We start from the raw sequence: 25,152 nt of genomic DNA, 5'->3' as shown, positions 1-25,152 counted from the left end.
GCCGTGCCGGGCTGCGCGCCGTCAGGGTGCGGCGGTCACCTGCTCGCCGATCTGCAGCACCTGGTCGCGGGTGAGCGCGGAGGGCGCGAGCAGGCGGAAGAAGCGGCCGTCCGCGAGCCGGCCGACCAGCGTCCAGAACGGTGGCTGACCCTCGTCGCCGGCGAACAGCGCCAGCCGGCCGTCGCGGCCCTGCACGGGAACCGTCTCCGTCGGCGCGGCCGTCGGCATCCCCTCGAGGAGCTCGTCGATCGTCCCGGTGTACTGCGCGCCCACCGTGCTCAGCCGCAGCGCCAGCAGGGGGTCCGCGTCGCTCACCAGGTCGAGGCTGCGGCTCTCCTCGTAGCCACCCACCGACCAGCCGGCCGGCGCCAGCCCGAACTGCAGGCCCACCGGCTGTGGCCGGTCGACGACCGACTCCCCCACCGCCACCAGCGCGGCGACGTCGAAGCGGGTGCCCTCGCCGGTCAGCGAGACCCAGCGTCCGTCGGTGCGCTCCCAGAGCAGTCCGACGACGCCGTCCTGCCGCCAGACCGCGGCCTCGGCGCCGTCGACGGTCGCCGTCCCGGTCGGCTCGCCCTCGGCCGAGAATCCGTACTCGTCGGAGGAGCGGGGATCCTCGGGATAGAGGCCGAGCACCACCTGACCCGAGCCCGGAGGGCCGATCGCGCCGGACTGCGGGTCGACGGGCAGGTAGGCCGCCACGTACCAGGGCGGCGCGTCCCCGTACTGCGGCATGCCGCCGTACCGGCTGTAGAAGGGCGCCAGCCCCTCCGGCGGCGCCTCGACGGTCACCGGGAAGGTGACCGCCTCGGCCGCCACGAGCGCCAGCGTGCCGGGAGCGACGGGCCCGCTCGCCGACGGCACGGCCGGCGCCCCGCGCTCCGGTGGCGCTCCGAGGACCACGGCCGCCGCCCACGCCGCGGCGAGCGCCACCAGGGCCGTGGCCACGCGGACGACCGTCCTCCGCCGCGGGCGCCGCCGCGGCGCGGTGCGGGCCTCGTGCGCGTCGGCCACGAGCTGCCGGGCGGCCACCACCGAGGCGGGCTCCGGCTCCGGGACGACCAGCGACAGGCCGGCGTCGGCCGTGACCGCGGCCAGCAGCTCCTCGGGCAGGGCCGGCAGGTCGGCGTCGCGCACGCCGGCGGCGCCGTCGAGCAGGGCGTCCAGGTCGCGGTCAGCGAGCATCGCAGGCCTCCTCGGGGTCGGTGGGGTCGAGCAGGACGCGGAGGCGGGCGCGCGCCCGGTGCAGCCGGACCCGGGCGGTGCCGGGCGCGATGCCGAGGGCGGCGGCCGCCTGGGTGGGGCTCAGGCCCTCCCAGGCGACCAGCGTCACGAGCTCCCGGTCCTCCGGGGAGAGCCGGTCGAGCGCCGCGCGCACCGAGCGCCGCAGCACCCCGTCCTCGTGCAGCCCGGCGGGGTCCGGGACGTCGGCGTCCGCGAGCGCGCCGGCCAGCCGCTCCCCCAGCCGGCCGGCCCGCCGGCTGCTGCGCGCGGCGTTGGCCAGGCACAGCCGGGCGACACCGAACAGCCACGGCCGGAGCTCCTCCGCGTCGGCCGGCAGGTCCGCCCGGCGGCGCCACGCCGTCGCGAAGGTCTCGGCCACGACGTCGTAGGCGTCCTCCCGCGTGGCCGCGCGCCGCAGCGCGTAGCCGAGGACGGTGGTGCCGCACGCCCGGTAGGCCGCCTCCAGCCGCTCCTCCGCCGTCGCGGGAGGGTCGTCCGTGGCGGGCGGCGGCCCGTGCATCGCGATCACACCCCTCCATGTCCGGCTCGGCGGGAGCGTTACGGCAGCGTCCCGCCCGCTCGACCGCAGGACGCCGATCCGTCGGATCCCTTGTTTATCCCGTAGCAGTAATGCTACGAATGGGGGCATGGGTCGTCAGCCACGGACGGACGCCGACCGCGTCCACGACCGCATCGCGGTGCTCCGGGCGGAGCGCCGCGTCAGCCGGAGGGAACTGGCCGACGGAGTGGGCGTCCACCCGCAGACGATCGGCTACCTCGAGCGCGGCGAGTACAGCCCGTCGCTGGCGCTGGCCCTGCGGATCGCCCGCTTCTTCGACCTCCCCGTCGAGGCGGTCTTCTCCCTCGACCCGCTGCCCCCGATCGGTTCCGAGCTCACCCGGAGGACGCCATGACCACCCCGTCCGAGCAGACGTACCTGACCCGCACGTTCGAGGACCACCGCCACGCCTGGACCCGCACGCACCGCGTCCGCACCCTCGCGGTGCTCGGCGAGGCAGCGCTGCTGACCGTCCTCGTCGTCGCCACCCTCGTGTGGTCGGCCACCGACGCCGGCTGGGACCTCGCCTACGTCGTCGTCTGGACGGCGGGCCTGCTGCTGTTCATCCCGCTGCACTCGCTGCTCAACCTGGGCATCCGCGGCCTCTACGACCGCCGTCGGTCCTCCCTCGACGAGCACCAGCGGGAGGTCCGCGAGCGCTCGCACACCGCCGTCGGGGCGCCGGTCACCCTCCTGTCGCTGGTCGCGTGGGCCGCCGGCATCGGCCTCGTGGCCTGGACCGGGCACGTCGAGCTCGCGCTGTGCCTGGCCTTCCTGCTCTGGTTCGCGTCCTGCCTGCTGCCGTCCTGGCACCTGGCCTGGACGCTGCCCGACGAGGAGGACGCCGAAGCGGACGAGGCGCTCCCCGCCTGACCGGCAGCGCGGCTCAGGCCCCGCCCAGCACCCGCTCGTAGTACAGCGAGCAGCCGGCGTCCGGGTCGTCCACGTAGGCGCCGAACGCGGGGATCGGCCGGTAGCCCGCGCCCTCGTACAGCCGGATCGCCTCCGGCTGGCGCGGGCCGGTCTCCAGCCGCAGCGTCGTCCACCCGCGCTCGGCGGCCGCCGCCTCCAGTCCGGCGAGCAGCACCCTGGAGACGCCCCGCCCGCGGGCCTCCGGGACCACGTACATCCGCTTGACCTCCGCGGCGCCGTCGCCGAGGGGGCGCAGCGCGCCGCAGCCGATCGCGGTCCCGGCGGCGTCCCGGGCCAGCAGCACGACGGCGACGTCGGCCGCCGACGGCTTCGCGCCCGGTTCCAGGTCGCCGTCGTAGCGCTCCCGCAGCTCGGCCTGCTGGGCGGCCGTCAGCCGCTGCACCTCGTCGTCGTCCCAGGCGGCGGGCGACAGCGTCGCCCCGGCGTCGGTGGTCGTCACCCCGCCATCCTGGCCGGGCGGACCGGCACCCCACCGTGCAGGACGCACCGGCGATGGGTGACGTCTGTCAATGGTGGCGGGCGCGGGGGCAGGAAAGACTCGGACCACCCCGCCGATGAGGAGCCCGAGATGCCCGAGCCGCACCAGCTCGCCGCCGACGCCGACCGCGCCGCCGTCGTCACCCGCCTCGACGAGTCCCTGGCCGACGGCCGGCTCACCCTCGCCGAGTACGAGGACCGCAGCACCCGGGCACACGGCGCCCGCACCTACGGCGAGCTCGCCGAGCTGACCACCGACCTCCCCCGGCCCGCGGCCCCGGCCACGCCGGCCGCTGCCGGCCAGTCGCCGGTGGCCCGGGCGGTGTACGGCGGCGCCTGGCACGGCGCGTGGGGGCACGGCGCGTGGGGCAACGACCTGCGCGCCGCCTGGACCAGCTGGCTGGTCACCGGCGTCATCGTCACCGGCATCTGGCTGGTCTCGATGCTCGGCAGCGGCGACCTGGTCTACCCGTGGCCGGTGTGGGTCGTCGGCCCGTGGGGTTTCGTCCTGCTGGCCCGCACGCTCGGCGAGCGCCGCTCGCGCGACGACCGGCAGCTGCCGGCCTGAACCGGCGCGGGTGCGCCCGCGACCGGCCGGGTAGGCCCTCCCGCGACCGCAGTCGCCGTACCGGGAGGACCCCGTGCACACGCTCACCGAGCGCTTCACCGCAGCCCTGCACCACCTCGACGCCGAGTCCGACCCGCAGCCGATGGTCGACCTCACCGGCGAGTCCGCCACGCTGGTCAAGCTGAACTCCGACCACGAGGCCCAGGGCCCCGACGGCGCCCGCCGCTTCTGGGAGGACTACCGCGACGTCTTCGGCGAACTGGAGACGACGTTCACCTCGAGCACCGTCGGGGAGAAGACGGCGGCGCTGGAGTGGGAGTCGCGCGGCACCCTGCGCAGCGGCCGGCCCTTCACCTACCGCGGCGTCACGGTGATCGAGGGCGACGGCTCCGACGACGGCCTGCTCACCGGCGTGCGGACCTACTACGACTCGGCCGCCTTCCTGCAGGAGACCGCCGGCACCGCCTGATCGGGGCGGCGAGACGCGAGAAGGCCCCCGGGGAGTCCCCGGGGGCCTTCTCGCCTGGGTGGGCAAGGGGGGAGTTGACGGTGCGTCACTGGGCGATTCCCCAGCGGAGCGCTCGCGGCTCACATCCGACGCCCTGGTGATCATGGCCGGAAGGGTACGTCCGCCTACGGACAGTGCCGCCCCGCGATCACCGCGCCCGGATCCCGGGCTGGTGGCTGCGGCCGGCGCCGCACCCACCCGTGCTGGTGCGGGGCGTCACCACGCTCATGTGCACACCGACCTGTGCTGACTACGGCCTGTTAGACTCGTCACACCACAGAGCCGCCCGTCTTGTGCGGATGCGGTCCCCCGGACGTCCGCTCTGGCCGACGCGGGTGATGCGGCGCCGGCGCCCCTGCTTCCGGGTGGGTCTGTAGCTCTACGCCATGTACGGGGGAGGTTGTGTGAACGCGCTCTTCTGGTGGGAGCCGACGCCGGGCGTGAGGCTCGGGCCGACGCTGGGCACCGACGACGTCCAGGCGGCCTTCGGCGCGACGACAGCGTCCTTCCTCGGTCGCGGTGCCTTCGGCGAAACCTGGCGGATCGTGGACCCGGATGGAGCCGTTCGTGCGGTCAAGGTCGTCCTCGACGAGAACTACCCCGAGGCCTACCTGAAACGGGAGGTCGGGGGTCTGCGACGGGTCGACGATCCGCGCGTCGTCGCGCTCCAGGACGTCCTCACCGTCGGTCTTCCGATGGGCTCACGCCCGGTCCTCGTGTTCGAGTTCGTGGACGGCGGCGACGTCGCAGGACGGATCGAGTCCCAGTCGTTGCCGACCTTCGAGGAGACCCAGGCCTTCCTGCGGGAGCTCCTCGGCGCCGTCACCGAACTGCACGCGGTGGAGACAGTCCATCGCGACATCAAGCCGGAGAACGTCGCCCTCCGCGGCGCATCCTGGGCTGCCCCAGTCCTGCTCGATCTGGGGCTGGCCAAGCTGCTCAACGCCGAGTCGTTCACGCAGTACCCCGCGCTCATGGGCACGTTGCCCTTCATGGCCCCCGAGCAGGTCCAGCAGCAGGAGGCGCGGAAGGCGGCGGACGTCTGGGCGGTCGGCGTCGTCGCGCACATCCTGCTCGCGCGGGAGCACCCGTTCTTCGACGACCGGGGTCGCGCCGTGCTCGCCGATGAGGCACTCGAGCGCATGCGCAAGGGCCCGCGCCCGTTGCCGGATGGCGTACCCGAGGCGACGGCAGCGGTGGTGCGACGACTGCTGTCGTTCGAGCCGCACGAACGTGGTTCCGCCGCGCGGGCGTACCGCGACCTGGGCGGGGGCACGCGGTGATGGCTGAGCCGGACGACGAGCTCCCGGGCGATCTCGACCAGGCGGGGGACGATGTCGAGGAGGAACAGGGCGATGTCGAGGACGTCGACTCCCCCGATCTGGACCTCGTCCAGCTGGACGAGGCCGCCGCAGCCGGTGATCTGAGCACCGCCGAGGACGACGCCGAGGACCTGCCGACGGGATCGCTCGCCCCGGACGTGTCCGCGTTCACGGTCGACGTCTCGACCGGGGAGGTCCGCGATCGTCCGCGCGTCACGACCCCGGTGCAGTCGGCGCTCGAGGTGCAGCTGTCAGGCACCATGCCCCTGCTCCTGCTAGCCAAGAGCTACCAGCAGTCGAGCCAGATGCCGTCGGTGGCGAGGGTCGCGACCCGCGTGACGCGAGGCAGGGTGGGGATCGGCGTCGTCGTGCGACTCCCGGCGCACACGCCCGCGGCCGCGGAGACGTTTCTCGACCGGTTCCCCGGCTCACCCATCCGCATCGCCGACCCGGATCTGTACACGGCGCCGGCGTACGGCGGCCCGGACGCGAACGTCAGCGATCAGAAGGCCGGCCGTCATCCGTGGCTCGTCAACGCGGTGCCGGCCTCGGCCCCCACCAACCCGGCCTGGGTCCGCGAGGTGCTCGAGCGCCAGACGGACGTCGGCGCCACCGTCTTGCTGTCCGCAACGGGATGGGTGAGCGCGGCCAACGGCGCGCGGGAGTTCGCCCACGCGCTCCGCTGGGTGGCCGAGAGTCGGCGGGCGGCCGGCACGACCCCCATGTTCGTCAACCTCACCCTGGACGGCAGCTGGCTGACCGACCCGGTCCTGCGAGGGGTCCTGCTCCACGAGATCGTCGAGTCGGGCGAGCGGCTGTGGTACCTCCGCTTCCGCTGGCCGGTCGTGCAGCCCCGGTACGGCCAGCTCCGGCAGCGCTCCCTGCTCGAGGGCTACCGGCAGCTCGCCGTCACCGCTGCGCTCGAGGACAAGGTCCTCGTCCTGCCCAACAGCGGTCTCACCGGGTGGGTTGCCACGGCGCTCGGCGCGACGGGCTTCTCCACAGGACCGTCGTGGGGGGAGCAGGCCTACGCGGCACCGCAGATCGTCGCCAACCGGCCCGGGCAGCGCAGACCACCACCGACGCTGCGGCTGTTCGAGCGGACCGTCCTGCACACCGTCGACCACGCCTCGCACGTCGCGATGCTGGGGGAGACCGACTACCAACTCTGCCAGTGCCGGTACTGCACGGCGCTGGGGGCTGCAACGCCGAGCACGGCGCGGTGGGACAAGGAGACGGCGTCGATGCACTACCTGCTGCGGTGCGCGAGGTTGACCGCGCTGCTCGCGTCGCCGAACCGCCGGATGGAGGCGCTCCGTGAGGTGCGCCGCGCCCAGGCGTTCCTGCGGGCAACGGCCGGCACGCCCGCTGCGCCTACGGGGAACAACGCACCCGCTCACCTCGCCGAGTGGGAGAACCTGCTGATCTGAGCGGTCGGGTCGGTCAAACCGCGGTGAGGTCTCGCCCGAAGACGGGGAACGTCGGACCGGTCGTCTGACCGGACAGCACGAGCTGCCAGGACCGCTCCGCAAGGAGCGTCCTCATCGCGGGATCGTGGGGACGACGGCGTGGACGCGCGATGACCGTCACACGACACGTCACCGGGTCGACGGTGAGCAGCCCCACGCCCAGCCGGCGGATGGCGGCCCGCTGTGCGATCGCCGGGGCTGCGCGGATGGCGTCCAGCGCGACGTAGCAGGCGTCGGTGCTCGGGGCGTGGCGCATCGCCTGGTTGACGGCGCGCTGCCATGCGGCCTTCTTCGCCTCGATGGTGACCAAGTCGGCCGCCACCGGACGGAGCAGATGGCGAGGAGTGACGACCGCCGAAGAACCACGGCCCGTTGTCGGTTCCAGCCAGCCGGCGTCGACGAGTGCAGGCAGGACGCTGCCTCGCAGGTAGGCCCGGGTGACCTGGGCCGCAGCGGCGAGCTGCGCGACGGTTCGGCCGCCGTCGGCCGCGGCGACCAACGCCCGCACCTGCGTGAGGTCCCCGATGGGTCCGAGTCCTGCAGCGAGCCGCTCGGAGGTCATCCGCTCGTCGAAGCGCACGGCCACGAGGTCCGGAACGCCGGACGCCGAAGCGACCTCGGTCAGAACATGCACTGGTCCCCGTCCCTGGTGTGGGACGACGTCATCGACAACCGCCATGAGCGGCGGAAGCATGTCGCGCTCCCACCGAAACGCCAGAACGCGAGACTCGGGCACCGCCACCGCCTCATCGCCAGCGGCAAGGCGATCGAGCATCACGGACACCTCTCCACCGTAGACACACCGAAGGACTTTCCGGCGGCGAGTCCCGCTGTCCGCGCCTCGCCACATCTGCCAACGATCGACTGCCGGTGAGTGCTAGGTCTGCGCGGCCTCGACGTTCGCACCGCGTGCCCGCCCTCGTTCACGCCGCATCGGCGGGGTCGATGGCGTACGGCACCGGTGCGGGCACCGCGACGGTGACGGGCGCCTGGCGGAAGGCGACCTTCTCGGTGCGGCTCCAGGTGCCGAGGTAGACGGGCGGGAAGGCGATCCAGGCCCACGTGTCGTCCTTGCGGGGGGCGCGGCGGCAGGCCGGGCACAGCACACCGAACCCGCTGCGCGCGACCTCCGCGAGCATCACCACGTGGCTGGCGCGGCCTCCGCACCGCCGGTGCGGACACGGGATCAGCTCGACCCGTTGCTTGTTGCTGCCCGGGACGTACTGCAGGTACTGCGGGCGCTTGAACCCGCCGGACGACGGGGGCACCGGTACGACCCAGCTGCGCACCTCGTCCTCGGAGACGCCGAGCAGCAGGGAGACCTCAGAGACCAGCAGGCCGTGCTCGCGCGGCCCCGGCTGGTCCAGGGTGGCCGCCAGCCGCATCACCGGCCGGACGTCGTCGGGGACGGCGGCGTCGCCCCACGGCAGGTCGGGGTCGGTGTAGGTCGAGACGACGAGGTTCGAGACGGCCTCCGGCCAGCGAGCGGCGACGCCGTTGTCCGTGCCGGTGACCGCCGCGTACACGATGCGCCGCACCGCGGGGAGCGGGTGGTCGAGCAGGGAGCTCTTGGCGCCACGGGCCTTCACCCGGTTGGCGACCAGCCAGGGCATGAGGATCTTGACGATGAGGGTCCGGCGAGTGGCAGCGAGGATGGTGGCCACCTCCTTGATGTCGCGACCCTCGTCGAGGACGTAGCGGGCGACGACGTCGGCCGAGGCGAGGCCCTTGCCGGGCCGGGTCCGGACGTTGCGGATGCAGCTGGCCAACGGCAGGCGCAGCTTGCCGCCGTCGCGGAGGGGCAGCTCCGCGACGCAGCCCCAGTGCAGGTCCTCGTCGTCGGCCCGGAAGGTCCAGTGCGTGAACGTCTTGTCGGCCAGCTTGCCGAGCACCGCCGAGCCGCGGCCGCCGGTGTAGACGGCACGACGCAGGCCAGCGACCAGCCAGGCGCCGACGGAGACGTCCACCTCTGCCTCGCGGCTGCGGGTGGCCGCCCTCAGCGCATCTTCGAGCGCCGCGAGCTCCTGGCGCACGCGCTCGTGGTCCTGGTCCTTCGCCACCGCCTCGGCGGTCTTCCGTGTGGCGAGCTGGTCGTAGCGGTCCGCGCCCTCGAGATCACCCGCATCCACCTTGCGCCCGGCCATCAGACGCTGGTTGTCGGCGTCGCGGCGCAGCGCCGCGGCCTCCTCGGTCAGTCGGCCGAGCTGTGATTCGAGGGAGACGCGTCGCCGGTGGAGGTCCTCGCCAGCCGGCGCGGTCCCGTCGAACGTGGCCAGCTCCGTGCTGCCGGCGAGCGCGGTGAGCGCGTCGTCGAGCGCCGCGGCGACCGAGCCGGTGAGGTCGTCCAGGCTGCCGGTCGCGGCGATGTGCTCGGGCTTCCTCTCCTTCGGGCCGAGCCAGGACAGGCCACGACGGTCACCGTTGGGCTTGCCGCCGACGCTGTACCGGCGGAACAGGACGACGAAGTTGTCCTTGCCGCTGTTGTTCTGGCGCGCCTCGATGCCGTACTCGGTGGGCTCGTCGTCGTACTGGGCGCCGGGCTTCCCCGGCTTCACGGTCCAGAGGTTGAAGTTCTGCAGCACTCGGCGCACCAGCCGCGAGTGGTGGACTCGGCCGCCGGACTCCGCCGGCGGCTGCCGCAGCTCCCGCAGCAGGCGGGCGCCGACCTTGCGGCAGGTCTCGTCGGAGATGCCGAACCGGGCCAGCGGCTCTCCGCTGACCGGGTCGACCGGCCACGCCCACGGCTCGCTGAGCACGTCGAACCAGCCGAACTCGTCGTCCTCGTCCTGGTAGGTGGCGGCCAGGCCGTGGAGGACGACGTTGCGGCCGCGGATGTCGTTGGTGAGCCGGCGGAAGTACCGGCCGGTGCGCACGAGCTCGACCTTGCCGAGGAACAGCCGGATCTCGGGGCTGAACAGCACGGCGGGGTCGCCGCCGCCCTCGTAGTCGGCGATCGCAGCCTCGGTGGGCGCGACCTTCGGGCGGCCGTTGCCCCGCACGAAGACGCCCTTCGCAGCGCCGTACCGGGCCTGGGGGTCCCCGTCGACGTCGGCGTAGGTCCTGCCGATGCTGGCGTGGGCCCGACGCGTGATGTTGCCCTTCGCCTCCCAGTCGATCAGCTGGTCGGCGATGCGCGTCCACGTCTCACCGGCGGCGACGCGCCGGTACAGGTCCTGGAGGGCAGCAGCGGTCGCGAACTCGCCCTCCGGGATGTAGCCGCGCATGCCCTCCCACCGGGCCCGGCCGTGGTCGTCGCGAGCGAAGCGCCAGCCGTGGGGCATCTGGTCCTCGGCGATGGCGGCGCCCCCGGACATGTACTTGAGCAGGCGCTTGCCGGTGAGGGCCTTGCGCCGCTTGTCGTCGTCCTGGGTGGCCGGGATGCCCAGCGCCTTCAGCGCCAGCTCGTCGCCCTGGTCGTGGAGGTCGTAGGACCGGCCAGCGAGCACGATGCGGATTCCGCGGTCCTTGCACTTGCGCTTGATCGAAGACCAGCCGAAGTCGTCCCGAGCGGCCCGGGTGACATCCTCGACCCACCGCAGCGCCCGCAGGGAGCGGTAGTGGTTCATCAGCGCCATCAGCAGGACCAGGTACGCGTTCTCGTCCTCGCCGTCCTCACGGGCGATGTGCCGCTTCGTCGTGGACAGCGTGGCGCCGACCAGCAGCTGGTCGCCGACGAGAACAACGCAGATGAGCGGGTCCTCCCCCTCGGCGAGGTGGTGCAGATCCGCCAGCCGCAGCCACTGGACGCCGTACTGCGCACCGAGCGCCGCGTGTTCGGGGTTCCACACCTCCTCCGGCCAGCTCTGCATGGTCTGCAGCGCGGGGCTGCCCGGCGCGTAGGCCTCGAACAGCGCGGCGATCTGTGCCGCCAGTCCCGGCCAGTGCTTCTCCTCGGAGAAGCGCGGCAGGTTCACGCACGTCGGGGCACCAGGGGGCAGCAGCGGAGCCAGCAGGCGGTAGACCTTCTGCGGCGTGTACATCGACATGGGGGTGGTCCTCTCGGCGGGGCGCGAACGGTTCGCACCGTGCCGAGGGCACCGTCGGCGGCAATCGCAGCGATACAAGGCCCCCGAACCAGCGAAATGGACCTGGGGTTCTACACCTCGGGAACAACCCCGCTGGTGACGATGAGGGGCACCCAGACGCCCTCGTCACCTGCGGTGTCACCGCCGGGCGGCGCGAGCAGGTCGAACGCCTCGTCGGTCAGGGCCGACGGGTCGCTGAGGCGAGCGACCAGCTCGCGGTAGCGGCGCAGCGCGGCGGGCTCGTGGTCGGGGTGGGCGGGCAGGTCGGTGTCCATGCCGGTGACCTGTCGGCGCGAGTGCCCCTCGGCGCAATGAGCCCGGCCGAGGCGAATGCAGCGGCTCGGACTCGCAGCACGGTCCGGCCGCGGTCGCCTTCCGGCGCCGTCCCCGCCGGCGGGGCGCCGGCCGAGCCCTCCGGGAGCTCCCTCATGTTGTTCTTGCCCATCGACCGCGGCGCCAGCGTCATGCTGTGCAACGAGGTGTGCCTCGCGGCGGTCACCGTCACCAACCGCCTGCCTGCTGTCGACCCCGTCGAGTACGACGCCAGCGAGACCTGCACGACCTGCTTCAACTGTGAGCTGACGGTCCCGGGGCACCGCTGCTGGTGCGAGGAGCACGACCTCAGCTGCAGTCGCCTGAGCTGGCTGCTCAGCGGGGAAGCACCCGCTGCGGTCGACGTCATCGTCCAGGTCTGCGGGCCGACGCTGCTCAGCGACAGCGACTGGGACTACCTCCAGGAGCAGGGGGAGGTGGTCCACATCGGCGGCCTGGTCGGCCTGCTGTGGACCCGGGAGCGCCATCGGAACGAGCGGCGGTGATCCGCACCTTGTCCCCGGCCGCGCCGCCCCGATGGTGTCCGGCGGTGGACGAACGCCACCCCCGTGGTGCGGGGGACGTCCGTCCCCCGCACCACGGCGCCCAGCAACCCGAAGGGCCCACCGTGTCCCAATCCATCCGTCCCCTCCCGGTCTCCGGACCGGCGTCCCCCGCGGCCGAGGCCGCGCACCGTGACCGGGATCTCCGCCGGCTCCTCTCGAGCTGGCTGGCCGCGTCGGCCCGGCTGATCTCGGCCCAGGCCCACGGCGGCGCCGACGAGCAGGAGCTGCTCGACGCCGTCGTGGCGATCGAGGAGGCACTGCGCAGGCGGCACCCGGACGACTTCCGGGTGATCGAGACCGGCCTGCACCTCCTCCTGCTCCAAGCCGAGCACACCGGCGACCCGCTGACCCGGGCCGCGGACTGCCTGACCTGCCGCCGCCTCGGCGACGGGCCACCGGTCACGGTCGCGCAGCTGCTCCAGGCGGAGCTGCCGCGATGACCGCCCTCCCGGCCCAGCGGGGCCGCAGCGGGAACGTCACCGTCTCCGGTGACGCCCTGGAGATCCGCCACCTGCGGGTGACGCACCGTGAGGTGGTCGCGATCGCCCAGCGGGAACTGGCCGCACACGGCCCGGCCTCCCTCGAGGAGACCGTGGCCCGTGCCGTCGCGGTCGGCCTGATGGCCGGCGAGCTGCAGCGCGGCACCGACGTCGAGGCGGTCGTCCAGCGAGCCCTGAGTGGCTTCGAGGATGCCCTCGCGACCCGGGCGACGGCCACCGTCGCGCAGCTGGACGAGCTCACCGCTCGCCTCGCCGACACCGAGCAGGCCACCCGCCAGGCCGCCGCCACTGCGCTGGCCGATCTACCGGCACGGCTCTCGGCCGTGCTCGGCGGCGAAGCCGCGAACGTCCAGGAGGCGGTCCGGCAGGCCGCGACCACCGTCCAGGCGGAGGCACTGAGCCAGCTGGCCAGGGTCGTGTCGTCCCACACGGAGCAGGTGCGGAGCACCCTCTCGACGGACAATCCGATGTCACCGCTGTCGGCCGCCAAGAGGGAGATCACCGCCAGCGTCGACGGCGCACGTCGGGAACTGGCCGAGGGGATAGCCGCCGTGCGCGGCATGATCCAGGCTCAGCAGGCCGGGCAGGCAGCCGGCCGGCGCAACCCCAACGTGGCCGGCACCGCCTGGGAGACCCTGGTCGCCGACCACCTCGCGTCCTTCGCGGCGGCAACCGGCGATGTGGTCGAGCACGTGGGCTCGACGCCGGCGCCGGGCAGCAACAGCCGCAAGGCGGGGGACGTGGTCCTGTGCGTCCTCAGCAGCGGGGCGCGTCCCACCATCGCAGTGGAGTGCAAGAACCGCTCCAGGGCGCTCAGCGTCCGCGAAGCTCAGCAAGCGCTCTCCGACGCCAGGCGTGTTCGCCGCGCCACGGTGGGCCTGCTCGTGGTTCCGGACGAGACCCACGTCCCGGGTCCGAGCCGGTTCTGCCGGGTCGGTGCTGTCGACTTCGTCGTCGCGGCGGACGATCCGACTGCGTTCACCCTCGTGCTGTCGGTGCTCAGGGAGCTGAGTCTGGTCATCGCCGCCGGGCAGCAGCCGGGCGCGTCCGTCGACGTCGGTCAAGCGCAGACTGCAGTGGGTCACGCCCTGGAACTCCTCCCCCGATGGGACGAACTGACTCGTCACATCTCCAGCGGGGAGAAGTCGCTGGCGAGCATTCGCACGTCAGCTGAGACCCTGCGCCGGGTCCTGACCGGACACCTGCAGGAGGCAGCACGCGCGCTCCGACCCGGATCGCACGCCGGCTAGTACGTCGACGCGGCGAAGCATGAACGGCAGCAGGGGCCCACCGAACCGGTGGGCCCCTGCTGAACGTGGTCGACCCGATCAGGGGCGATCGGCCGCACCAGGTGGCGCATCCAGGCGTGGCCGCCGCCGTGGAGGGCCCACGATGGCTGCGGCCCGTGGTCGAGTGACCGTCCGGATCAGCGCCCGTGCCCGGCGGGTCACTTCTCGCGCGTCCCGGCAGAGGCCGTGGCGGCCGACCACCCCGGCCTGCTCGGTGCGGTCGCCGAGCGCACCCGCCGCCGGTTCGTGTTCAGCTTCCCACCGCGCAACCGGGTCTCCCGCGCGATCGTCGCCACCCAGATCACGGTGTTCCGGCTGCGACGGCAGGACTTCCGCACCTTCGCCCACCCTCCGGCCGCGATGCTCGCCGTCCTGGCCGACCACGGGCTGCGGCCGCCCGTCGCCACCGCGGCCCCCGGTGTGTCAGGTGGACACCGGCGATCGCTGAACACAACCGCGAACCCGCAGGATCGGTGCAGCCGCTGGCCCTCAACCGCTATCGCCGAACAGGGCCGCGTACCGGTCCAGGTACAGCGGTCAGCCCTGGTCGTGGCCGACATCCTCTGCTACGGAACGCCAGCCGGAGCCGAGCCGGTCGAGGTGGTGGTGCTCCAGCTCGACCCGGGTGCACCCGGAGCCTTCGGCGACGAACCGGACCTCGACCTCGCTCGTGTTGTCCGGCTCGGTCTCCACTTGTGCGACCAGTCGACGAGCCGGGGCCGCGCGACCCTCAGCCCTCCTCGGGGGCCGGCGCCTGGGACAGGGCGATCAACTGGCGCAGGCAGTGTTCACGCAGCGGCTCGGGGAAGCCGTCGGCGAGGCGGTAGTACACGACGCGGCCCTGCTTGCGGTTGATCACCAGCCCAGCAGTGCGCAGTAGGCGTAGCGCGTATCCCACGGCGTCCTCATTGACCTCCAGCGCCAGTGCCAGGTCGCCGACGCACAGTTCCTCCACCATGTCCAGGGCGAACAACACGCGGGCACGCGTGGGGTCCGCCATCAGGCTCAGCACGCTGGTCAGCTGGGCCGCCTCGTCACGGCTGGGCAGCCGGCTGCGGGCGTGGGCGACCCGTTCGGGATCGACCGGATGGGCGTGGGTGGGTTCGGACATCGAGAAACACCTCCGGTGCGCTCATACCCGTACGGATCTACGGGTAGCACGGATCCGCCGGCGACAGCCCCGGGCGGCATCCGAGCCCTCCGGCGCCGGAGATCCGAGGAGGTAGCCATGACCGTGGCCGCGCAGATGCTCGACACCTACCCCAAGGACCTCGGCAGAGTGGACAAGGACAAGCTCCGCGAGTGCGTAGAGGCATGCGTCGAATGTGCCCAGGCCTGCACCGCCTGCGCCGACGCGTGCCTGTCCGAGGACACCGTCGCCGAACTCACCAAGTGCATCCGCACCAACCTCGACTGCGCCGACGTGTGCGACAGCACCGGCCGGGTGCTGTCCCGGCACACCGGCTACGACGCCAACCTGACCCGGGCGGTGCTCGAGGCCTGCGCTGCGGCGTGCAAGGCATGCGGTGACGAGTGCGCCGAGCACGCCGAGATGCAGGAGCACTGCCGCATTTGCGCCGAGGCATGCCGGCGCTGCGAGCAGGCGTGCCGCGACCTCATCAGCTCGCTGGGCTGACCGACTTGGCCCGAACCAGCAGGCGTCCCGGCGCACCAGGCCCCTACCAGGCGCCGGGACGTCGGCAGGGCACGACCACCCACGCCCGGCCCCCGGAGACCGGTCGGCGAGAGAACGGAACACCAACCCATGGCGACCAAGAGCAGCAACGAGGACCACTCGCGCGGGCACGGCGGCGAGGAGTCCGGCCACCACGACGCCTCCGACGACGGTGGGATGCAGAAGAAGATGCAGCGGAAGATGTACCTGCGCTTCGCGGCGATGATCACCACGTCCATGGTGGTCATGTACTGGACGATGTTCGCCGGCACCTGGGAGTGGAGCCACGTCCAGTTCAGCCAGAGCCGCGTGTTCATGGCGATCACCATGGGCGGCACCATGGGGCTGGTCATGCTGGCCTGGATGCTCAACATGTACAAGAACATGAAGGGCAACATCGCCATCGTGGCCGTGAGCCTGCTGCTGCTGGGCGGAGGGATCGCGCTGGACCGCACCCAGGCCACAGTGCAGGACTCCGCCTGGATGAGCGCGATGATCCCGCACCACTCGCTGGCCATCACCCGCTCCGAGCGCGCCGACATCACCGACGTCCGCGTCTGCGAGCTCGCCGTCGAGATCATCCGCGCCCAGGAGCGCGAGATCGCCGAGATGGAGTGGCTGATCCAGGACATCGAGGAGAACGGGGAGGCCGAGACGCCCGAGGAGGCGCAGGCCCGACCCGTCCCCGAGTTCGAGGGCTCGGCGCTGCGCGACTGCCCGACCGGCTGACCAGCACCAGAGCCCACGGGGGCAGGTCGCGGCGTCGGCTCAGGTGCTCAACAGCGTGGTGAACGTGGCGCCGCCGTCGGTGGACTCCAGCAGGCCGTGGTCGGTCGCCACGAGGACGCGAAGCTCGCCGTCGGCGGTGGTCGCGGCCACCGCCTGCGGCGCCCCGTCCAGCTGCCCCCGCTGGGTCCAGCTGGCCGCGGCGTCGGTGCTAGTCCACACCGCCCCGTCCGGTGTGATGCCGACCGCGGCGGTGCCGTCGCCGGACCAGGTCACCACCTGCAGCAGCGGCACGTCCTCCACCGGCGCCCACGTAGCCCCGGCGTCGGTGGAGCGCAGCAGCCCGGCGCCGGTGGTGGCCAGCACGTGGCCGTCGGGGGTGGCGGTGAGGGTGTGCGGCTCGGCCGGGATGGCCAGCTGCTCCCAGGTGGTGCCGTCGGCGGTGCGGCGCACCGCCCCGTCGTAGCCCAGCGCACCCCCACCGGGCAGGGCGGTGAGGGCGTGGAAGTCGGACTCGCCGGCGCGGGACAGCGGCGCCCAAGTTTCCCCGCCGTCGGTGCTCTCGATGAGCCCGACCGGGTTGGGCAGGTCCGTGCGCAGCCCGGGGTGCCCCGACGCCAGGTAGTGGTCGGGCCCGGCGACGGTGAATCCCATGAGGTCGATGACCGGGCCGACGGCTGCCGGCCGGCCGTCGTCGGCGACGGTGATCAGCCCCTCGTGGGTGGCCAGCAGCAGCGCACCGTCACCGGGATCGACGGCGACGGCGTGCACGTGCGCGGCCGGCAGCGTGCCGGGGGTGTCGCCCGGCGCGGGTGTGGCGAACTCGTCGGTGGCCGCGCAACCGGTCAGCAGGGTGAGCAGGACGCCGCCGGCGACGGCGGCGCGAGCGGTGCGGTTCGTGGGCATGCGAATGCTCCAGGGCGGTGCGAGGGCGGACCGGGCCGGTGCGCGGCGGGGCGGGCCTGAGCGCCGGCCCCGCCGCGGCCGGGTCAGCCGCCCAGCTCGGTGAGCAGCTGCTGCATCTCGGCGATCTCGGCGTTCTGGTTGTCGCGGATGGACTGGGCCAGCGCGAGCGCCTCGGCGTTGCGGCCGTTCGCGGAGTGCTCGGCCGCCATCTCCACCGCGCCCTGGTGGTGCACGATCATCTGCTCGAGGAAGAGGCGGTCGAACTGCGGGCCGGTGGCGGACATCAACGCGTGCATGTCGCCCTCGGACATCATCCCGCCCTCGCCGTGATCCATGGCACCCATGCCGTCGTCCATGCCGTCCATGTGGCCGCCGTCGGCGTCCCAGTCCTGCAGCCAGCCGGACATCGTCTCGATCTCGGGGTCCTGCGCGGCCTGGATGCGGGCGGCCAGGTCGAGCACGCGCGGGTCGGCGGCGCGTCCTTCGGCGAGCTCGGCCATGACGATCGCCTGCCGGTGGTGCGGGATCATGCCTTGGGCGAAGGTGACGTCGGCGTCGTTGAACTCGGCCTGCTCGGCCGAGGAGCTGGCCGAGGAGCCGGTGTCGTTCATCATCGAGCCGTGCCCGGCGGCGTCGTTGTCGTCGTCGGCGCAGCCGGCGAGGACGAGTGCGCCGGCGAGCAGGGCAACGGTGAGGCTGGTCAGGCGTGCGGTGGTGCGGGTCATGGTGGATGTCTCCTGAAGCTGCAGAAGTTGGCCGGTGGACGTGCGCGTACACCGCCGCCGGGCCAGCACGGGCGCTGAGGCGGGGGCGGTGGAGGCGGTCGGCCTAGATCCGCAGCAGGCAGAGGGCGTGCAGGTCCGGCGGGCGCAGGGGCGCCAGGCCGGTGGAGGCGTGCGCGCGCAGCCGCGCCCACGCCGCCGGCAGCAGCGTCAGCAGGCGGGGCAGCAGCAGGGCGACCAGCACCGCCAGCCCGGCGGCGAGCACCGCCAGGCACAGCGTCCACAGGTGCCCGGCCGCTCCGGCCGGCGCCGTGCTGTCGTGGCCGGCGGTCAGCAGGCCGGCCAGAGGGGCGGCGGCAGCCATCGCGGCGGCGGCGTGCACGCTGCCGGGGTTCCTGTCGTGGACGGCACTGTGCGCGTCGGGGCCGGGGCTCACCGCCCCTGCGTGCAGACCACCCTCGAGCTGCTCGGCGGGGGCCACAGCGATCCCTGCAGTGCCGTGTCCGGCCGTGTGATCGGTGCCGACGGCGGTGCACTGCAGGCCGTGCATGGCGAAGACGGCGGCCAGCAGCAGCAGCGCGGCCCATCCTCGTGCCGCCATGCCCACCCCCCTTTCCTCAGCGAGGCTACGACGCCCGCAGTCCCGGCCGCCGGGACGGTGCCCGGCGGCCGGAGCCGGTCAGCGCCGCCCGGCCGCGGTCGGCTCGGCGGCCGCCGCGGACCGCCGTTCCGGAGCCAGCCGGCCGGCGGTGACCTCGGCGACGCTGGCCTCCGGGCGCAGGTCCAGCCGCCGCAGCAGCTGGGCGTTGGACGCCACGACGACGGTGGACAGGCTCATCAGCAGCGCGCCGACCTCCATCGGCAGGACGAACCCGACCGGGGCCAGCACCCCGGCGGCCAGCGGCACCGCGACCAGGTTGTAGCCGGCGCCGGCCCACAGGTTCTGCTGCATCTTGCGGTAGCTGGCCCTCGACAGCCGGATCACCGACACCACCGCGCGCGGGTCGGAGGAGGCCAGGATGATCCCGGCGGAGCCGATCGCCACGTCGGTGCCGGCGCCGATCGCGATGCCCACATCGGCCTGGGCGAGGGCTGGTGCGTCGTTGACGCCATCGCCGGTGAAGGCCACGGCCCGGCCCTGGGACTGCAGGACGGCGACCTTCTCGGCCTTGTCCTCCGGACGGACCCCAGCGAACACCTGGTCGATGCCGAGCTCGGCGGCCACCGCGCGGGCGACCGGCTCGGCGTCGCCGGTGATCATGACGACGTCGACGCCGAAGGCGTGCAGGGCGTCGATCGCCTGCCGGGACTCCGGCCGGATCTCGTCGGCCAGGGCCAGCGCTCCGGCGACGTCCCCGTCCACTAGGACGTGCAGCACCGTCGCGCCCTCGGCTGCCCACGGCCGGGTGTCGGCCAGTGGCGCCAGGCCGTGCTCGGTCAGCAGGTTCGGGCCGCCGACGGCGACGGTGTGCCCGTCGACGGTGGCAGTCACCCCGACCGCGGCCGACGCACGGAACTCCGCCGCCGGGGACACGGGCAGGTTCCGCTGGCGGGCGGCGGCGACGATCGCACGCGCCAGCGGGTGCTCGCTGTCGGCCTCCGCCGCCGCGGCCAGCGCCAGCACCTCGTCCTCGGTGCGGTCGACGCCGGCGATGTGGTTGACCGCCGGCTCACCCTTGGTGAGTGTGCCGGTCTTGTCGAACAGCACGGTGTCGACGGTGCGCATCCGCTCCATCGCCCCGCGGTCCTTGACCAGCACCCCGCCGCGGGCCGCCCGCTCGGTGGAGATCGACACCACCAGCGGGATCGCCAGCCCCAGGGCGTGCGGGCAGGCGATGACCAGCACCGTGATCACCCGGACCAGCGCGCTGTCCGGCGCGCCGTAGAGGCTCCACACGACGGCGGTGATCGCCGCGGCGGTCACGGCGAACCAGAACAGCCAGCCGGCGGCCCGGTCGGCGAGCAGTTGCGCCCGCGTGGTGGAGGACTGCGCCTCGGCAACCAGCCGCTGGATGCCGGCCAGCGCGGTGTCCTCCCCGACCGCGGCCACCCGCACCCGGATCGCGGTGTCGGTGGCCACGGTGCCGGCCACCACGGTGTCGCCGACCCCGCGGCGCACCGGCTTGGACTCGCCGGTGATCATCGACTCGTCCACGTCGGCGGTGCCGTCGACGACCTCGCCGTCGGCCGGCACCCGGCCGCCGGGGCGGACGATGACCACGTCGCCGAGGACGAGTTCGGCCGGGGGCACCGTGACCACCTGGTCGCCGACGACCTTCTCCGCCTCATCGGGCAGCAGCGCGGCCAGCGAGTCCAGCGCCGAGGAGGTCTGGGCCAGCGATCGCATCTCCAGCCAGTGGCCGAGCAGCATGATCACGATCAGCAGCGCGAGCTCCCACCAGAAGTCCAGCTCGTGGGAGAGCAGGCCCACTGTCGAGCCCCAGGAGGAGAGGAAGGCCACGGTGATGGCCATGCCGATGAGCAGCATCATCCCGGGCTTGCGGGCCCGGATCTCCCCGATCGCGCCGGTGAGGAACGGCCACCCACCCCAGACGTAGATCACCGTCCCCAGCACCGGGGACACCCACTCCAGGCCGGGGACGTCGGGCAGCGTGTAGCCGACGATGTCGGCGAACATGCCGCTGAGCAGCACCGTCGGCACCGCCAGCGTCAGCATCAGCCAGAACAGCCGACGGAACATCGCCACGTGATCACCGCCGTGGCCGGCGTGCCCGCCGTGCGCCGCGTGACCGCCGTGGTCTCCCTGGCCACCGTGGTCCTCGTGCCCGCCGTGCACTGCGTGGCCGTCGGGGGTGGAGCCGGCGGCGGCGCGCAGCGGGTCCTCCACGCCCACGCGGTCGTCGCCGGCGGCGACCGGCAGTCCCTGTCCGTGCGTCGGCCCGTGGCCGTGGTGGTGGCCGGGCGCCGCCGCGTCCGGCTGCCCCGCGTGGCGGCCCGGGCCGTTCGTCGGATCTGACATGACCTTCCCCTCTGCCTCGCACTGCTCCACCGGCCGGCCGCCGGACCCGCCGGAGACGGGTGAGTGGCAGCGCCGGGGGACCTGCACCGACGCTAACCTTATACCCCCCTGGGGTATTTCCACAGCCCTGCTCGGCTTGCGGTTCAGCCGGTGACGCCGGCCGGCGAGCCGATCGCGCGCCGACGCGGCGGCGCCTGGAGGGCGAGGACGGGCCCCACCGAGACCTCCCCACCCGCCCGGGTGCAGCCGCCGACCGCCCTTGGGTGATGAGCACCCCGGGGTTCCACACGGCCGGACGGCGGTGCGGAGACCCCCGCCGAAACGCCGCAGGTGCCCCACCCGGCGGTGGGGCCCCTGCGGGCGGCGACGGCGTCAGTCGGTGCGCGGCCGCGGCTCGCGGTGCAGCCAGGGGTGGTCGCCGCCGTAGAGCGCGACGACGGCCGCGGCGACCTCCTTCGGCCGGGCCACCGTGTACCGGCCGTTGACGCCCTCGGGCTCGTGCCTGGCGAAGGCCACCGACACCGCGTGGCTGAACTCGCGCTCGACCACCGTTATGGCGTGGTGCCGCACGGTGTGGCCGGTGACCTGCTCCTTGTCCGCCCAGGGCAGGCGGGCCTGGATGCGGTCCTCGAAGAGGTAGTCGAAGCGGCGGCCGCCCGGGTGGTAGCGGAAGACGGCGTCGCCGGGCCGGGTCGCACCCCGGCCGACCGCGAAGGCGTGCAGCTTGGCGACGAACCAGTCGGGCACCGGCTGGTGGACGACCTTGCCGAACTTCTCGTCGAGCCGGATGGTGCATTCGACGTGGTCCAGCCCGCCGAGGGTCAGGTTGAGGATGCCCTCCTGGCGGGCCCCGGCGATGAGGATGGTCTCCAGGACGTGCTCGTCGAGCACCGGGTCGTCGCCGGTCCCGGTGGCCACGGCCCACACGTCGTCGAGCTGGAACCGCTCGAAGGCCATGCGGGTGCCGTCGCTGCGCTTGGGCTTGGCGATTTCCTGGGAGGGGTCGAAGGCCTTCGCGAGGTGGCGGTCCTTGACGGCGACCTTGAACATGCGCCGCCAGGCGCCGACTGCGTTGTACTTCGCGCCGCTGGCGGTGCTGGTGCGGACCTCCCGCCCGGCGGCCTCACGGTTGGCCGCGCGGGTGGCGGCGCTGTCCAGCGCGCGGGACTCGATGTGGCGGAGGGCCTCCTCGAGGTGGCTGGGCAGGACCTCGTCGGCCCACTTGTCCCCCAGTCCCGGGTACACCTTCTCCTCCGGCGGCACGTCCAGCGGCCAGCCCTCGGCGAGGAAGCGGATGTAGGAGCGGTAGGTCCGCTTGGTGCCACCCTTGAGCCCGTCGAGGGTCTTGGTGGCCAGGTCGGCGATGGTGATGCGCTCGCCGGGGACGAGGGTCGCGGCCGGACCTGCGTCGGCGACCGGGGGCTGGAAGCCGAGGGCCTCGGGGGTGACGAGTCCGGCGTCGACGAGCTGCCGGACCTTCGCCATCGCCGCGGCGTACTCGGCGAGGGGGCCGGCCAGAGCGGTGGTGTCGGGGTTGGTCGCGGAGGTCGGCTCGGGGTGGGACATGGGTTCTCCTCGGTGCGGCCGGCGGCGCCGGCTCGGGTGTTGGCGAGCCGGACGGTGCGGGCGATCGGCCGTTGCGCAGTCACCGGGAGAACTGACTTCGGCCGGGAGGATCGGCGCTGCCTTCCGCCTTGGCGCCGGACCGCGAGGTCATCGGACGCCGACGACAACGGGAACTTGGCGGCGGCACCCGGGGCGGGGACTGCCGTGGCCGGCCGCCCGCGCCGCGTCGGCCTGGCGGCCTCAGAGTGGCTCGGAGCGGTTCGGGACGACAGAGGGCCCCCACGAGCTCCCGGGCGCGGGCGGGGGCCTTCGAAGGGGCTCGGCACGGTCGCCGATCAGCTGGGCCTCGCGTCCACCCCGCCCGCGCCGCCGTCCGCCGGCTGCCACCGGCCCCGGACGCGGCTGCCCGGAGTGCGCTGTGCCGGTACGGGTGCGGACCTCGGCGCGGCGGTGGGCAGCGCGCCGGTGAGCAGCTGCAGCGCGTCGGCGACCGCGAACAGGTGCAGCTCGGCGGTGTCGACGACGACGCTCGCCAGCACCTGGTCACCGGGGCGGACGTCGAGGGCGACGAGCACGGCCGGCGGCAGGGTCAGCCGGCGGTCGGCGTCGACGGGCACCCGGGTCAGCAGCGGGCTGTCGGCGGCGGCGCGGATGACGACGTGCCCGTTCTCCCGGGCGGCGACGAGCAGGGTCTGCGGGGTCCAGCCCAGTGCGCCGAGCGCCTTGCCGAGGCTGACCCGGTTCTGCGCGTCGATGCGCGGCGCGTGCGCGTGCCGGACGGCGCCGTCGCGCGGCGGCCGCGGAGCGCGGTCGGAGATGTGCACCACCGGGGCCAGGACCTCGGCGGCGGCACCGCCGTCGGCACCGTGCCGCTCGGTCCTCACGGGCAGCGCGTCGGTGCCCGGGTACGGCGCGCGGATGGCGGCGACGCGGGCAGCGGTGCGATGAGCGGTGTCCAGTCCAGCAGGCATGGACGGACTGGTGCCGGGAGGCCCGGCGCTGTCAGTCGCCCCGGCGGCTGGATCTCCACCCGCGGATGCTTGCCGGTCTCCGCCGGCTGCGGACGGTGGCCGGTGTGGCCTTCCGTCCGCGGCACGGGACTGGGTCCCGGCCTTCTGGATGGACTGGGGGATTCCCCAGTCCGGAGTGGGCAAGGGGGGAGTTGAACCCCCACGTCCTCTCGGACACACGGACCTGAACCGTGCGCGTCTGCCATTCCGCCACTTGCCCTGGCGAGGAAGGACACTAGCAGCCGCGCGCGGGGCGACGGCGGAGGGGTCGGGGCCGCCCACACGGCGCGCCGCAGCCCGCCCGCACGGCGCGCCGTGACCCGGGCGCGCGGCGCGCTGTGACGCTGCGCGTTCCTGGCCGGTCGGCGGCCGACCGCCCGGCTACGATCAACCGAGGACCACCCATCCGAGCGAGCGTGGAGGAGCGACTGTGGGCGTGCTGCAGCGCTTCGAGCGACGACTCGAGGGCATCGTCGGCGTCACGTTCGCCCGCCTGTTCAAGGGCAAGGTGCACCCCGCCGAGATCGCCAAGGCCCTCCAGCGGGAGGCCGACGAGCAGCGCTCGGTGCTCGGCGAGGGCCGGGTCCTGGCGCCCAACGTCTACGACGTGCGGCTCGGTCCCACCGACTACGAGAACCTCGCCGAGTGGTCCGACCAGCTGGCCGCGCAGCTCGCCGACATGGTGGCCGAGCACATCGACGACGAGGGCTGGCAGACCTTCGGCGCCGTGCAGGTCCGCCTCGAGCGCGACGAGGACCTGCCCACCGGCGTGTTCGAGGTGAGCTCGCACGTCGCCGACCCGGCCCGGCCGGGCACGCGGGCCGACGCCGCCCCGGCCGCCGCGCCGATGGGCTCCGGCGCGGTCCCGCCGCTGCCGCCGCTGGGCGGGCGGGTGCCCACCGACACCGGCCGCCAGCACCCCTCCGTCGTCGGCCGCGCCGGCTCCCGGCCCGGCGTCACGCACGTGCTCGTCGTCGACGGGCCCGGCACCCGGCACGAGCTGACGACCGGCCGCAACGTCATCGGCCGCGGCACTGACGCCGACATCCGGCTCCCCGACACCGGGGTGAGCCGCAAGCACGTCGACGTCGTCCTGGACGAGGGCACCGCCTTCGCCGAGGACCTCGGTTCCACCAACGGCACGCTGGTCAACGGCCGCCGGATCAGCCGGCAGGCGCTCGCCGACGGCGACGTCATCCGCATCGGCCACTCCGTCCTGGTGTACCGGCAGGACGGCGCGTGACCGACGTCGTGCGCTCGACGAGGCGGGGCACCGGGGGCCGGTCGTGACCGCCGAGATCGTCCTGCAGGTCTTCCGCTTCGGGTTCCTGCTGCTGCTCTGGCTGTTCATCTTCGCCGCCTTCCGCGTGGTGCGGGCCGACCTGTTCGGCGGGCGCACCGGCCGGGTCGCCTCGGTCCCGCCGCGCGCCGCGGTCGCCGGCCGCCGCCGCGGCCGAGGGCCCCGCACGCTGGTCGTCACCGCCGGCCCGCTCAGCGGTACCAAGATCACCCTCGGCGAGCAGCCGATCCTCATCGGCCGCGCCGACGACTCCACGCTCGTCCTCACCGACGACTTCGCCAGCAGCCGGCACGCGCGGCTGACCAACCGTGGTGGACAGTGGTACGTCGAGGACCTGGGGTCGACCAACGGCACCTACCTCGACCAGCAGCGGGTCCAGGGCCCGCTGCTCGTGGCTCCCGGCCAGCCGATCCGCATCGGCCAGACCGCCCTGGAGCTGCGCTGATGGGCAACACGCTGATGGGCAGCAGCACGCCCACGACGACGGGGAGCGACAGAGCAGACGTGAGCAGGGT

General features: G+C 73.7%; 28 protein-coding genes and 1 tRNA gene. 14 read left to right on the top strand and 15 right to left on the bottom strand.

What is annotated here, in order from left to right:
• Positions 1 to 21: 21 nt before the first annotated feature.
• Positions 22 to 1,185 (bottom strand): hypothetical protein, encoded by a 1,164-nt coding sequence (locus WA616_RS19660; RefSeq protein ID WP_336032535.1) that lies wholly within the window; start codon positions 1,183 to 1,185, stop codon positions 22 to 24.
• Entirely contained in the window at positions 1,175 to 1,744 is a 570-nt protein-coding gene (locus tag WA616_RS19655; protein WP_336032662.1) for an RNA polymerase sigma factor, read from the bottom strand. Before WA616_RS19655 ends, WA616_RS19660 begins: the two co-directional genes overlap by 11 nt.
• Before the next feature lie 127 nt (positions 1,745 to 1,871).
• On the opposite strand from WA616_RS19655, the gene WA616_RS19650 reads away from it, so the two are divergent.
• A complete protein-coding gene (locus tag WA616_RS19650) occupies positions 1,872 to 2,138 on the top strand; it encodes a helix-turn-helix transcriptional regulator (protein ID WP_336032533.1) in 267 nt (88 codons plus the stop codon).
• Entirely contained in the window at positions 2,135 to 2,656 is a 522-nt protein-coding gene (locus WA616_RS19645) for a hypothetical protein (protein ID WP_336032531.1), read from the top strand. The genes WA616_RS19650 and WA616_RS19645 overlap by 4 nt, the downstream gene beginning before the upstream one ends.
• A 13-nt stretch (positions 2,657 to 2,669) precedes the next feature.
• Here the strand turns inward: WA616_RS19645 and WA616_RS19640 are convergent, their stop codons facing one another.
• Positions 2,670 to 3,155: a GNAT family N-acetyltransferase gene (locus WA616_RS19640; protein WP_336032530.1), complete on the bottom strand. Its 486-nt coding sequence runs from the start codon at positions 3,153 to 3,155 to the stop codon at positions 2,670 to 2,672.
• 129 nt (positions 3,156 to 3,284) lie between these two features.
• Between WA616_RS19640 and WA616_RS19635 the strand changes: the two genes are divergently transcribed.
• The 4 genes from WA616_RS19635 (at position 3,285) to WA616_RS19620 (ending at position 7,021) form a co-directional block, all read left to right on the top strand.
• Positions 3,285 to 3,761: a DUF1707 SHOCT-like domain-containing protein gene (locus WA616_RS19635; RefSeq protein ID WP_336032529.1), complete on the top strand. Its 477-nt coding sequence runs from the start codon at positions 3,285 to 3,287 to the stop codon at positions 3,759 to 3,761.
• A gap of 73 nt (positions 3,762 to 3,834) precedes the next feature.
• Positions 3,835 to 4,230, top strand: a complete 396-nt coding sequence (locus WA616_RS19630) for a nuclear transport factor 2 family protein (protein ID WP_336032528.1) — start codon at positions 3,835 to 3,837, stop codon at positions 4,228 to 4,230.
• Positions 4,231 to 4,673: 443 nt separating this feature from the next.
• Positions 4,674 to 5,552, top strand: coding sequence for a serine/threonine-protein kinase (locus WA616_RS19625; RefSeq protein WP_170852333.1), 879 nt, complete (start codon positions 4,674 to 4,676; stop codon positions 5,550 to 5,552).
• A complete protein-coding gene (locus WA616_RS19620) occupies positions 5,552 to 7,021 on the top strand; it encodes a hypothetical protein (RefSeq protein WP_091930915.1) in 1,470 nt (489 codons plus the stop codon). Before WA616_RS19625 ends, WA616_RS19620 begins: the two co-directional genes overlap by 1 nt.
• Before the next feature lie 13 nt (positions 7,022 to 7,034).
• Here WA616_RS19620 and WA616_RS19615 read toward each other — a convergent pair whose 3' ends face one another.
• The 3 genes from WA616_RS19615 to WA616_RS19605 form a co-directional block, all read right to left on the bottom strand.
• On the bottom strand, positions 7,035 to 7,844 hold the full coding sequence (locus WA616_RS19615; RefSeq protein WP_091930914.1) for a hypothetical protein: 810 nt from the start codon (positions 7,842 to 7,844) through the stop codon (positions 7,035 to 7,037).
• 139 nt (positions 7,845 to 7,983) lie between these two features.
• The gene (locus WA616_RS19610) at positions 7,984 to 11,046 is read right to left on the bottom strand and encodes a hypothetical protein (protein ID WP_336032527.1); all 3,063 of its coding nucleotides are present in this window, start codon (positions 11,044 to 11,046) and stop codon (positions 7,984 to 7,986) included.
• 110 nt (positions 11,047 to 11,156) lie between these two features.
• Positions 11,157 to 11,360 carry a hypothetical protein gene (locus WA616_RS19605; protein WP_091930912.1) on the bottom strand — a complete coding sequence of 68 codons (204 nt, stop codon included), beginning with the start codon at positions 11,358 to 11,360 and terminating at the stop codon, positions 11,157 to 11,159.
• Positions 11,361 to 11,513: 153 nt separating this feature from the next.
• On the opposite strand from WA616_RS19605, the gene WA616_RS19600 reads away from it, so the two are divergent.
• From WA616_RS19600 to WA616_RS19590, 3 genes are all read left to right on the top strand, one after another.
• Positions 11,514 to 11,903: a hypothetical protein gene (locus WA616_RS19600; protein ID WP_091930911.1), complete on the top strand. Its 390-nt coding sequence runs from the start codon at positions 11,514 to 11,516 to the stop codon at positions 11,901 to 11,903.
• Between the two features lie 122 nt (positions 11,904 to 12,025).
• Entirely contained in the window at positions 12,026 to 12,403 is a 378-nt protein-coding gene (locus tag WA616_RS19595; protein ID WP_091930910.1) for a hypothetical protein, read from the top strand.
• Positions 12,400 to 13,713, top strand: coding sequence for a hypothetical protein (locus tag WA616_RS19590; protein WP_091930909.1), 1,314 nt, complete (start codon positions 12,400 to 12,402; stop codon positions 13,711 to 13,713). Before WA616_RS19595 ends, WA616_RS19590 begins: the two co-directional genes overlap by 4 nt.
• A 576-nt stretch (positions 13,714 to 14,289) precedes the next feature.
• Here WA616_RS19590 and WA616_RS19585 read toward each other — a convergent pair.
• Together WA616_RS19585 and WA616_RS19580 are read right to left on the bottom strand one after the other, a co-directional pair.
• Positions 14,290 to 14,445, bottom strand: a complete 156-nt coding sequence (locus tag WA616_RS19585) for a hypothetical protein (protein WP_336032525.1) — start codon at positions 14,443 to 14,445, stop codon at positions 14,290 to 14,292.
• 37 nt (positions 14,446 to 14,482) lie between these two features.
• Complete coding sequence (locus tag WA616_RS19580; RefSeq protein WP_336032524.1) at positions 14,483 to 14,863, bottom strand: ArsR/SmtB family transcription factor; 381 nt, start codon at positions 14,861 to 14,863, stop codon at positions 14,483 to 14,485.
• A gap of 117 nt (positions 14,864 to 14,980) precedes the next feature.
• Between WA616_RS19580 and WA616_RS19575 the strand changes: the two genes are divergently transcribed.
• Positions 14,981 to 15,388 (top strand): four-helix bundle copper-binding protein, encoded by a 408-nt coding sequence (locus WA616_RS19575; protein ID WP_336032523.1) that lies wholly within the window; start codon positions 14,981 to 14,983, stop codon positions 15,386 to 15,388.
• A 129-nt stretch (positions 15,389 to 15,517) separates the two neighbouring features.
• Complete coding sequence (locus tag WA616_RS19570; RefSeq protein WP_236831308.1) at positions 15,518 to 16,156, top strand: DUF305 domain-containing protein; 639 nt, start codon at positions 15,518 to 15,520, stop codon at positions 16,154 to 16,156.
• 39 nt (positions 16,157 to 16,195) lie between these two features.
• On the opposite strand, the gene WA616_RS19565 is transcribed toward WA616_RS19570, so the two are convergent.
• From WA616_RS19565 to WA616_RS19550, 4 genes are all read right to left on the bottom strand, one after another.
• Positions 16,196 to 17,059, bottom strand: a complete 864-nt coding sequence (locus tag WA616_RS19565) for a F510_1955 family glycosylhydrolase (RefSeq protein WP_336032521.1) — start codon at positions 17,057 to 17,059, stop codon at positions 16,196 to 16,198.
• 83 nt (positions 17,060 to 17,142) lie between these two features.
• The gene (locus tag WA616_RS19560) at positions 17,143 to 17,784 is read right to left on the bottom strand and encodes a DUF305 domain-containing protein (protein ID WP_091930903.1); all 642 of its coding nucleotides are present in this window, start codon (positions 17,782 to 17,784) and stop codon (positions 17,143 to 17,145) included.
• A gap of 103 nt (positions 17,785 to 17,887) precedes the next feature.
• Positions 17,888 to 18,382, bottom strand: a complete 495-nt coding sequence (locus WA616_RS19555) for a hypothetical protein (protein ID WP_139206243.1) — start codon at positions 18,380 to 18,382, stop codon at positions 17,888 to 17,890.
• 78 nt (positions 18,383 to 18,460) lie between these two features.
• Positions 18,461 to 20,482: a heavy metal translocating P-type ATPase gene (locus WA616_RS19550; protein ID WP_336032660.1), complete on the bottom strand. Its 2,022-nt coding sequence runs from the start codon at positions 20,480 to 20,482 to the stop codon at positions 18,461 to 18,463.
• Positions 20,483 to 20,488: 6 nt separating this feature from the next.
• Between WA616_RS19550 and WA616_RS19545 the strand changes: the two genes are divergently transcribed.
• Positions 20,489 to 20,758, top strand: coding sequence for a hypothetical protein (locus WA616_RS19545; RefSeq protein ID WP_336032518.1), 270 nt, complete (start codon positions 20,489 to 20,491; stop codon positions 20,756 to 20,758).
• 375 nt (positions 20,759 to 21,133) lie between these two features.
• Here the strand turns inward: WA616_RS19545 and WA616_RS19540 are convergent, their stop codons facing one another.
• From WA616_RS19540 to WA616_RS19530, 3 genes are all read right to left on the bottom strand, one after another.
• Positions 21,134 to 22,327 carry a hypothetical protein gene (locus WA616_RS19540; RefSeq protein ID WP_336032517.1) on the bottom strand — a complete coding sequence of 398 codons (1,194 nt, stop codon included), beginning with the start codon at positions 22,325 to 22,327 and terminating at the stop codon, positions 21,134 to 21,136.
• A 335-nt stretch (positions 22,328 to 22,662) separates the two neighbouring features.
• Entirely contained in the window at positions 22,663 to 23,298 is a 636-nt protein-coding gene (locus WA616_RS19535; RefSeq protein WP_336032516.1) for a hypothetical protein, read from the bottom strand.
• Between the two features lie 176 nt (positions 23,299 to 23,474).
• Positions 23,475 to 23,557 (bottom strand) — tRNA-Leu (locus tag WA616_RS19530).
• A gap of 210 nt (positions 23,558 to 23,767) precedes the next feature.
• Between WA616_RS19530 and WA616_RS19525 the strand changes: the two genes are divergently transcribed.
• Together WA616_RS19525 and WA616_RS19520 are read left to right on the top strand one after the other, a co-directional pair.
• The gene (locus WA616_RS19525; RefSeq protein WP_336032515.1) at positions 23,768 to 24,580 is read left to right on the top strand and encodes a DUF3662 and FHA domain-containing protein; all 813 of its coding nucleotides are present in this window, start codon (positions 23,768 to 23,770) and stop codon (positions 24,578 to 24,580) included.
• A 43-nt stretch (positions 24,581 to 24,623) separates the two neighbouring features.
• A complete protein-coding gene (locus WA616_RS19520; RefSeq protein ID WP_336032513.1) occupies positions 24,624 to 25,082 on the top strand; it encodes an FHA domain-containing protein FhaB/FipA in 459 nt (152 codons plus the stop codon).
• The last annotated feature ends 70 nt before the right edge of the window (positions 25,083 to 25,152 follow it).

Source organism: Geodermatophilus sp. FMUSA9-8 (genome assembly GCF_037034165.1).
In the GTDB taxonomy this organism is placed as follows: Bacteria; Actinomycetota; Actinomycetes; order Mycobacteriales; family Geodermatophilaceae; genus Geodermatophilus; species Geodermatophilus nigrescens.
The sequence above is the reverse complement of the archived record's forward strand: the minus strand, read 5'-3'. Positions and strand labels throughout refer to the sequence as shown.